Source organism: Acinetobacter sp. 22323, from assembly GCF_052044895.1.
Lineage (GTDB): Bacteria > Pseudomonadota > Gammaproteobacteria > Pseudomonadales > Moraxellaceae > Acinetobacter > Acinetobacter schindleri.
In genome coordinates, this window is the sequence record NZ_JBQEOL010000014.1 from 21,470 (window position 1) to 33,149 (window position 11,680).

An 11,680-nucleotide genomic window follows, 5' to 3' on the forward strand; every position below is an offset into this window, starting at 1 on the left:
CTTTAATAAAAAACCGGCCTAAGCCGGTTTTTTATTAACTCATCTATTACCAGTTCAGCTCTAAACCGATACTTCCGCCTTGATCACTCGAACTTGATGAAGCGTACTTTCCATAGTACTGACCAAAAATTGACAGATTGGTAATCGAGGTCATTTTAAAGCCCACATTCATATCAAAACTATTACGTTGTGGTTCACCACCTTGTGTCCTAAAGACATAACCTGGTGCAGAAACAAAACTTGCATCCATTTCTCGTTTGCTAGACAACTCATGGCTGAATGCAAAACGGGCATATGGCTGAATCACGCCTTCGCTAAAGACAAAGTTTTTGTCAAACTGCGCACCGATGAATAACGGCGCACTATAGACACTCGTTTTTTCATACTGTAAAGCCAATGGATCTGTACTTTCTAACGCCGATTCGCGGAATGCTTTTGTATCTAGTTGGCTATACTGCGCTCCGATAAACGGGGTCACATTTACAGCATCTAATTCAAACAGACGCCCCGTCTCTAAACGCAGACTGTAGGCATCTGCCTTAGCTTCACCAGTCAGATTATTTTCAACACCTGCCACCTGAACTATTGGATCTAGAGCAGGATCAATGAATGCATAACGATTTACTTCGGTTGAAACTTGGTCATATCCAATCAAAGCTTTTACGTATGCGTCCTGAATACGATGTGAAGCAAATATATTCACTCCTTCAAAGTCCATTAAACCTGTAGTCAAACGGTCCTGAACTTCATACTGGGTCTTGCCATTGCTATATGCCACACCAACCAGCGTATTTGGCGATAGCGCATAGTCCAGTCCGACCATGGTACGATAACTGTCGCTATTGACATTTGCCATGCCTGAAGATGTTTTGCCACGTTGCTCCTGCTCGCCATTGTGACCTGCGATCCATAAGCTCCATTTATTATCTTCCAGACAGTTTTTCACATCTGTACGTGCAGAACCGGCTTCATTTTCAGCTGAACAACTTACTGTAGCAAATCCATTATTTTGGGCATGTGCCGATTTCGAACGCCAAAAATCGATATGCATCGAAAGGTCTGACATCACACCTGCATTTTGGGTGAAGTACAATTGTTGGCTAGCCACACTCCCTTCACCACTCAATAGATTATACGTTTCCTGTAAAGCCTCTAAATCAGGTCGGTAGAATAGTGGTGCTGCAACAGGTCTAAATGTTGCAATTTCTGCTAACTGGATTTGATTAATCACTTCACCCAAACTTGCAGCATTTTGACTTAAGCCAGTAGGTGCAAAATTAATATTTGAAACAATCGCACCGTTACCATTTATCAAGCTGCGATTATAGGTCGCAATAGCAGAAGCAACTGCATCTAGTTTTAAAGCACTGATATCAACTGCATTCGCATTGATAAAATTAAGTGCAAAATCACCAGGTTTAACATAGCCTGAATCCATAATATTAATAGATAGCACGCCATCGACCACTGCATTACCACTAACATTTAAGACATCGTAATTTGGTGTTGCCGCAGCCAAAGCTCGGGCATTTATACCGGCTGAAGATGCTGCAGATTTAAAGTTCCAGTCCCAGAATAAAGTTCCCGATTGCTCCTGACTGAAGTCCCCAATCAAGTCAGTTTGACCAACCAGATTTACCCCCGATACCGCCCAGTTCGCTTCATTACGGGCCACCCCATTAATCACTTGTGATTGACCTGAAATAATCCAGCCATCACCTCTATTATTCAATGCATTTGTACCTGAACCTAAATCCAGATTTCCTGTGATAAAACCAGTGTTGTTAATCGTGTCTTCGGCATTACCGGCCAATACGGCATTTGCATTTAACAGACCAATATCAATCAAATCATGTTGACCTGATAAATATTGACCAAAGACGTTATCAGATGCGGATCCGGTCAAGATACCTGCGTTATGAATAGCGTTGTCACGTCCATCAATCAGACGAATCGCAGCACCCTCTGCTGATCCACCACGAATCAGTGCATCTGCAGTGTTGTTAATGATAATCGTGCCCGCATTAAAGCCTGTACTTTGTGCCAAAATCCCTACAGAGCCAACCCCTGTCGTATAGATATTGTCATGCTGATCCACATTCACATTACCTGCATTACCGCTCACTAATGCACTCTGAGCAACTGTCTGGTAACCAGTAACATTACCTGAAGCATCAACGTTATTGCTATACCCCCCACCATTTGAAATGGATTGAGCAATAATACCGTGGGCATAATTACCGAATGTGGTAATCCCTTTAGATGGAGTGGTATCAGTACCAGATGCTGCAAGTTTTCTTGTCGATAAGGTTCCATTAGTCACGCTTACGTCAGCACCGTCTCCCATACCATTGCCAGCGCTTACATTACCATTGACGACACCCGCAGCAAAACCGCCACCACCACCAATGGATTGCGCAACAATTGCAGACGAACCATCTGTGGTTGTTTCAATATATCCATTATTACTTACGGTAACATCTTCTGCATGACTGTCAGCATTATCTGCTCCACCCAAAACCAACTGATGGCTGAGTGCTGTAGCCCCACCACCCCCAGAGATAGATTGAGCAATAATCCCTTGAGATAATTTATCTTTGGTAAATAAAACACCCGAGTTACTAACACTCACTGTATTGGCTAAGCCTGTAGCGCCTTCTGCACCTAACTGGGCAAATTGACTGATTTGATCAATGCCACTGCTTAGTCCCCCACCGCCGCCAATCGATTGTGCAACGATCACACTTGAATTTTGTCCAAAGGTAAAAGCTTCACCTGCATGATCAACTTGTACAGCACCAGAGATACCGTTCGCACCAGCTGATGCACCAGCGACAAGTAGGCCAGCTGTACTACCCGTCGAACCACCACCGCCAGCAATAGACTGTGCAACTATAGCCTCTGAAGCATGACCTGATGTCTGAACGGCACTATCCGGACCAAGGCTTAATCTGACTGTTCCTGCATCACCACCTTTAACAGATCCTGACATTAAATATTCTTTAATATACGGCGTCACCCAACCAGACACCTTTTCAATCACAGTATCTGCAAGGTCTAATGGCTTCATTAATATTTTATTGACACCGCTTCCTAAACCTATGGATTCAATTTCATCGCGAATTTCATCCGTTGAGAAACCTTTGGTACTACCTGCAACACCACCACCACCACCAATGGATTGCAGCAATATACCTTTAGAGTTATTGCCTAAGGTTTGGATTTGGGCATCATGTTTTACAGTTAAATCGTTACCATTACCACCTGCAGAACCGTTCCCCCCTACAGATAACATTGCACTCTTGGTTTCGTTGTTTTTATTGCCACCATCACTGTTTCCGCCAACACCACCACCACCGCCAATGGATTGAGCTAAAATTGCGGATGAGTCATCTCCTAAAGTCTGTAGATTTGAGAAGTTATCAATGGATACAACACCGCCATCACCACCTGCGGCTCCCGCTCCACCAACAGCTACAGTTCCGCTAGCATGACCACCTACACCACCGCCACCACCAATAGACTGTGCAAGTATTGCTGATGAGAGATTTCCTTGAGTTGCAATCGTAGTCAGTTTAGCTTTACTTCCACTCAGAACTTTCACTAACCCGCCGTCTTGCCCATTATTAACAGGTAAATTAGCTCCAAAACCATTTAGTAAAGTCGTGAGTGTTCCGCCACCTAATGCAATGGTTGCCTGTTCCACACTGCCACCAGCACCACCACCGCCTCCAATGGACTGCGCCAATATACCTTCTGACATTGTGCTTTGTGTATAAATAGAGCCTTGGTTATTAACAGAAACCTCACCACCTTTACCCGCCATGGATCCTGAACCACCAATGCCGATGGTTGATTTTCCATCTGAATCTCCACCTGCACCACCACCACCACCAACGGATTGGGCAAAAATACCACGTGAGGATTTGTTCGCAGTATATAAATCGAGTTCGTTATTGACAGTTACAACACCGCCATCACCACCCGCACCGCCATCGCCACCGAGTGCGAATAAACCTCCATCTGCTTTCTTAATAGTCTGTTTAACTGTCTTCGGAGCATATATATCATTACCGTGCTCATCTTTTTCACCAGTAGGTAAATTGACCTCAATTTCGAAAGCAATTTCAGGTGTCCCCCCTTCGACAGTACCACCTATACCACCGCCACCACCAACTGATTGAGCAAAGATCGCGTCGGAGAATTGACCTTGAGTCATGATGAAATTCTTGAGCGTAAATGTAGTCTGATCCGCTCGAGTGAATTCAATTTCTTCAGCTTCCGCATCGAGTCGAGTATTTACGATGACATCACCACCATCACCAGCAGCACCATCTGTTAAACGGGGCAAAATTTTTGCAAGTTCATCTGCACCTAAGTTAGATAATGATTCTTTGAGTTTGTCGAGCAAGTGACTCATCTCATCTTGGAATGCTCCACCACCGACACCAATTTTGGAACCCGAAGTATCACCACCATTGCCACCGCCGCCGCCAATAGATTCAGCTAAAATACCTTTTGAATTATAGCCATTGGTCATGATTGAATTGGCATGTGTGACACTCACATCCCCACCATGACCACCTGAACCATAATAACCGCCAATTCCTACAGAAAAATTAGATGAACCTGCCTTTTGGGCACCAGTGATTGTCGTAGAGTTCGCAAATGTGCTACCACCGTCGCCCCCACCACCTCCAATGGATTGTGCGTAGATCCCGTTCGAACTATTTCCTTGAGTTTGAATTAAGCCTTTGGTATTGACGGTAACAGTATTAGCGTCATTTCCAATCCCCCCTAAGCCACCAATACTGGTAGAAATCGATGTTGATGGAGGTGAAGATAAGTTTTCATTTTTTAGTTGATCCGCACATACTTCATCGCATTGCATATTCACTGCGAGTGTTGAGGCATTACCACCATTACCCCCACCACCTCCAATGGATTGTGCTTGTACTGCGCTTGAACGATCACCTTCGGTATAGATATCGCCCGTATGCTGAACATCCACTTCGCCTGATTTATTCCCTTCACCAGCGAAACCACCTAGTGCAAAAGTAAATGACGTTGTTTTCCCTTGAGGTCCTACAGATGGTGCCATTAAGGTACCTGAATAGGCATTACCACCATCACCACCACCGCCGCCAATCGACTGCGCTAAGATGGCTTGAGCGCTATTACCTCGTGTTATCAACAGCCCATCATTCTTCACTGTGACTTTATCGGAGAAGCCTCCATCACCGCCCCAACCACCTACTGCAGCTGTAATAACAAAATTACTTTTTATATTAATGCCTTTGGCATCAAATGCAGCTGAAGTACCACCATTACCACCGCCACCACCAATCGACTGTGCCTTAATTGCTTGTGATTTAAAGCCTTTTGTCAGAATGGTTCCAACATTATCTATGTTGACCTTGCTACCAGCATGTCCATCACCACCAGCCCCACCCAAAGTAAAACCAAGTTGGTAGGAGTCAGCTTTAGCTAAATTTGCAGTGATTGCCATACCGCCATCACCACCGCCACCTCCAATAGACTGTGCAAAAATACCCACCGCCTCTGTACCATGCGTATAAATATCGCCCATGCGGTTCACAGTCACCAAATCAGCGCTGTTTCCATTACCCCCGAAACCACCTACACTCGCATTTGCTTGAAATGTTGCAACATTACTAGACAGCGATCCTGTTACAGCAAAACCACCATCACCACCGCCACCGCCTAGAGATTTCGCATATACTGCATGCGAATAATCTCCTTCTGTAATAATTAAACCTTCTGAATCAACCTGAACTTGGCCCGCTAAACTCCCTGAACCACCTTTTCCGCCCAGTGTAACGCCTAAATCAATTCCTGTTCCTTCGGTGGCATTGATATTTACATCGAGTGCTTTACCGCCACTACCACCACCTCCACCAATGGATTCAGCCTTAATACCTATCGCATTTATACCTTTGGTGACAATATTGTCTGTGCTATCCACATAAACATCACCCGCACGGTTGCCTGTACCACCACCGCCACCAATCGTTACACTTGCAGATAATGAACTACTTTGAGGCTGAGGCGTACCTGGCATACCTTTATTATTGCCATAATTTAAGCTAAAGTTCCCCGCAAATCCGCCTTGACCACCGCCACCGCCAATGGACTTAGCCGCAATACCATGAGACAGATCCCCTAGGGTCGAAATGGTTGCAATATCTTCTAAGGTTTCAGCATCTTTTAATGAAGCCTGATTATTCGAAATAACAGTTACATCACCCGCCTCATTACCTATACCACCCCCACCTCCAACACTTGCAGTAAGTGAAGCTGCTTGTACTTTGGCATTGGTTAAACTCGCAGAAATGGACGTACCACCTTTACCGCCATTACCACCAATCGATTCCGCGAGAATAGCACTTGAGTTTTTACCCGTCGTTTCAATCAGAGTGTTCTGATTATTAACCAAGACATCCCCAGCTACACCACCATCACCACCGCCACCACCAACGGCAACAGCCAAGTTGGTTGCAGACCGGCCTGAACTTAATGTGCCATTAATGCTAAGACCACCTGTGCCACCATTACCACCTATAGACTGGGCAACAATGGCATCAGCATTCATTCCCGAGGTTTGAATCACTTTAATGTCATCAGTATGGGTGAATTGTTTTCCAACGTTCACAGTGACATGATTGAGATTGCGCTCTCGCTCTAGTTTTTCAGTCAAAATGGCCGCTAAATAGTTTTTCCAGTCCCCGTTGTATTGATCTACAGTTGTCAAAACTCGTTTAGCTTCAAAATCACTCATTTGAGGAATATTTGAGAGATCAATACTTCCCCATTGGCTCTGATCAATGTGAATAACATTTTTTTGACTATCTATTTCTTCTGTTCCATCAGCTTTAACCTTGTTACCGACCTCATTCACATTACCCTGAGCTGTAACAATGTAACCTTCTGATGTCACCTCATAACCTTGATCGTTATACCGCTTTCCATCAACTAGATAGTTACCATTCTGATCTCGCTCACGCCCTTCGGCATCTACAATTTTGTTATCATCTAAGATGAAATGACCATGAGCAGTAACACGATACCCCTCACTATTAACAATCTTTCCTGCACTATCAAGTAAACGCCCTTCTTCGTCGACCTTTTTACCACTTAAGTTTCGATAAGTCCCATTTACATTTAAACGGCCATACTGATCTTTCAGATCATTACCATCTTTATCTTTAAAGGTAGCCACGCCGCCACCTTCTCCACCAATAGAAACTGATGCAGTTGTAGCAGGACCATTGGATAAAGACACAGATGCATTTATGGCGTTACCACCGCTACCGCCATTACCATTAATTGACTGTGCAAGAATCGCATGTGAAAAATCACCAGCCGTATTGATATTGCTCTGGCTATTTACTTCAACACTTTTCGCTGTACCACCATTTCCCCCATCTCCACCAACACTTGCACCTAAGCTCAATGCAGCAGATGAGCCCGCTGCGGCAGAAACTGCCAAAGACATTCCACCTTTACCACCTGTACCACCGATTGACTGTGCATAGATAGCGGATGAATTGTGGCCCTCAGTCGCCATATCAGCAAAAGAATCGACATTCACTGTGCCTGCCTGACCACCATCACCGCCAGTTCCGCCTACAGCGACACTGGCTGCAATAGCACCTACTTTTGATGCGCTTAGGCTAAATGCACCTGAAAAACCACCACTACCACCGCCACCACCAAGTGATTGAGCAAGTATGGCATTGGAGTTATTACCTTTTGTGCCAATAACATTATGGCTGGTCAGCTCTACAGATTTTGCAATGCCTCCACTACCACCTTTACCCCCAACTGCCGCACTTAAAGCTACAGATGGGAGACCGCCTGCATTTACAATACCAGCCAATGACCCAGTCGCAGCGATACCCAATGCCATGCCACCATTACCACCATCGCCCCCCATAGATTGAGCCGTCAATCCAGTTGAATTTTCACCTTCTGTAAATATTGCATGATGTGAGGTTAAGGTCACAGCTTCGGCTGAACCTCCCTTGCCACCAGTCCCACCAAGTGCAACACCTGCACTCAAACCACCAGCGACATTTACATTGGCAGCAGCTCCAATAGCATATCCGCCATTACCTCCAGAACCACCGATAGACTGCGCCAAAACTGCACCCGAGTTAAGACCTTGTGTTATAACCACGCCTTCCAATGCAGTGGTTTCATCACCAATAACCACTTCGACAGCACCAGCTTTTCCACCAGTCCCCCCTGTACCGCCAACGCCAATACCAGCTCCTGCCAAGGCTGAGCCAGACACACCAATTGCATTGCCGCCATTACCCCCATCTCCACCGATAGATTGGGCAATAATTGCCGTGGCGTTATCACCTTTTGTTATTATTCTTTCTGCAAGTGAATGTATTTTAGAAAGTTTTGCAGTACCCCCTGCACGAGATTGACCACCTAAAGAAAGTCCGGCGCTTATGTTACCCAATGCACCAGTAATTGCTGTTCCTGCATTACCACCGCTGCCCCCAATAGACTGACTTAAAATGGCAGATGAACTCGCTCCTTGAGTCATAATATCCGCGCTATTGATGACGGTAACAGAATTACTAACACCTCCCGCACCACCTGTGCCACCCAGTCCAACTGCGCCAGCATACATTCCTCCCGAGAAGCTATACACTGCTCCTCCTGCACCGCCATCACCACCGATCGACTGCGCAACAATAGCTGACGAATCAGCTCCTTGAGTATGGATTAAGCTATTATTGTTGACTTCGACAGTTCCCGTTGTACCTCCATGTCCACCTTCTCCCCCCAAACTTAAGCCAAGGCTAAAACCAACTGATACACTGCCAGTTCCAGCAACACCACCATCACCACCTGCACCGCCAATGGACTGTGCAACAATAGCAGCTGAACGATCTCCTTGAGTAAGAAGCTCCCCACTTAAAGTATCAATCCGCACATCACCAGATGTACCTCCAGCACCACCATCTTTAGCCATCGCTAAGCTAAAGCTAAATCCGCCGCCAACACTATTAGATACTGCATAACCCGCATTACCACCACCACCGCCAATCGACTGTGCTTTAATTGCGTTAGATTGATTTGCTTTTGTTGAAATCCTCGGCTCAGAACCATCAGTACCACCATGACGAACCTGGACATTACCTGAGTCACCTCCAGCTCCACCTTTGCCGCCCAGCGCTAAACTGACAAAAGCCCCTGTTGCAACTGAATTACCACCATTACCACCACCACCGCCAATCGATTGGGCCAAGATACCAATGGAACCAACTTGCTGTGCTTTTTCTATTTGTCGTTCACTATCATTATTTGCTGTAGATAAATAATTTGTTGTTATATTTGCATTATTATTGACAGTAACCGTAGTACCGTGACCACCTTTACCGCCATTGGCACCGAAAGAGACTAAACCTGTGCTTAGGCCTGCATTACCACCACCGCCACCAATGGACTGTGCAATCACCGCATGTGCACCATCACCGAGGGTTGCAATATCTCCACCAATGGTATTATTTACTCTAACTACACCTGCATTACCGCCACCAGCACTACTTTCTGTCTGCTTTCCACCCAATGCCACCATGCCAGCAGTTAAACCAGTATTACCACCACCACCACCAATAGATTGGGCAACAATACCGTGTGATGACTGTCCCTCAACTGTCAGTTGATTACTATTCGTGACATCAACAATTGAACTATTACCACCTGCACCATTCATAGAGCCTAGTGTAACCAGTCCAAATCCACTACCGCCATTACCACCACCACCGCCAACCGATTGCGCAGTAATCGCATTGGATTGTGTTCCTTTAATTACTATCTCAGCTTCATTTATAATTTTTACATTATTGGCATTTCCACCATGACCGCCTTGCCCACCCATCGATACAATACCGATACTGGCACCGGAGGAACCGCCTGCTCCCCCCACCGATTGTGCTAAAAGACCATTACCATGTGATCCAATAATTTCTATTCGGCTTTGGCTATCTGTATAAATTTCAACTTCGCCAGCTTGTCCAGCGTTATTTCCTTTACCACCAGATGAGACAATACCTCCAGCTTTACCACCATTACCACCATCACCCGCTGCACTGATCGCAACCACGCCTGATGAATAATCATCATTAATCATGATGTGAGTATTGAATATATTTGCAGATGCTTTTTTGCCTTCTCCGCCTACATTCCCTTTTCCGCCCCCAGCGTCAATCGTATAAGAACCACCACCATCACCACCATCACCGCCCTGAGACTTCACTAAGACGCCGGTACTGCCTTTACCTACCCCTGTTGCTCGCGTTGACGCAACAATAGCAATGTCTAGATCATGTAAGTTTAGAACCGAATTTGAAGCATCCCCACCTACACCGCCCGGTTTTCCTTTTCCACCTAAAATATATTGCCCGCCATTTCCGCCATCACCACCGCGACTGCTTAATTCCACAGCGGTCGCTGTTTTAGTAAAGTTGAGCGTCTGATTTTCCCCATGAACGGAATAGTTCAGTTCAGCATTAAGATGTTGACCTGATGTACTGGTCTGGTCTCTATCTTCTAAATCTATATTCAAATCATAATGCGGAATTTGAACACTTTTTAGATATGTTTCTTGACCAGTATTTGAATCGACATTGAATTCTAAAGTGACATTTACCGTAGTTGTGTTTATTGCTGAAGCCACACCACTCGATGAATAGTTAACGGTATTGACCTGATACCTAGGATTGACTTCATCTAAAAAAATGTCATTTCCATCTACATCATGTGGAGTGAATGTAGCCTGCATATATTCACCGCTTGGCACACCTCCACCATTAAACGCCCCATCATTATGGTAAATGACAACAATTGGATCTAAGCCGTTTGTTTCAGATATATCAGAGTTCACAACATAGCTATATTCCCAGCTCGTACCAACATCCCCACCTGGTTTACCCGCTTTGGGCTTAACAAATAATGCACCTGTACGGCCATTACTACCATCATTAGCTCTTGCTGTAATCGAGATTACTTGATCGGTATATGCTTGTTCATGGCTTTGTTTTAATACAACAGAATCAAATAAATTGGTAAATGACTTACAACCCTCATCTGGCATACAAAGTTCATTTTTAGCGAATGCGGGAATATGTATCAAACTGATGAGTGTTGTAACGGAAAGAGCAGCTAATTTTACTGATGATCTTTTCCCTTTTCTTTTTACATTCTCTGCAACTGCAACCCATGCCCCTAAAGTTTCATTCCAGATAATACGGTAGATGTGGTTCATGACTTTCTATCTCATGCAACGACTCTCATCTCAATGTCAATTAAAAAATAAATAAAAACATATATTTAAATTATTAAAATTGACGAGATTAAAATGCAGTCCTAGTTAACTCAATCCAAACACCTGTTACAAAAGTGCATGGTTCTCCTATCATGAATTACATCAATGAAAAGAAACTTTACATATCCCTGAAAATTGGTATTTTCCAAAATTATTCATCTGATTTAGGTCATGTTTAGAAAACTAAATGCTCCATAAATCTCCCGTTAAAATCATAAAAATTTTCGGTCAACTAAAAAAATGGCATTTGTTCATTTCGATTTTTCCTAGTATTTATTCTTCTTATAACGAAACGAAAAAGGTTAGAGGTGT

Annotated in this window: 1 protein-coding gene; it reads right to left on the reverse strand. The window is 44.5% G+C overall.

Going from position 1 to position 11,680, the window contains the following annotated elements:
• Positions 1-46 precede the first annotated feature (46 nt).
• Positions 47-11,308 (reverse strand): ESPR-type extended signal peptide-containing protein, encoded by an 11,262-nt coding sequence (locus tag ACTJIX_RS10370; protein WP_440611422.1) that lies wholly within the window; start codon positions 11,306-11,308, stop codon positions 47-49.
• Between the last annotated feature and the right edge of the window lie 372 nt (positions 11,309-11,680).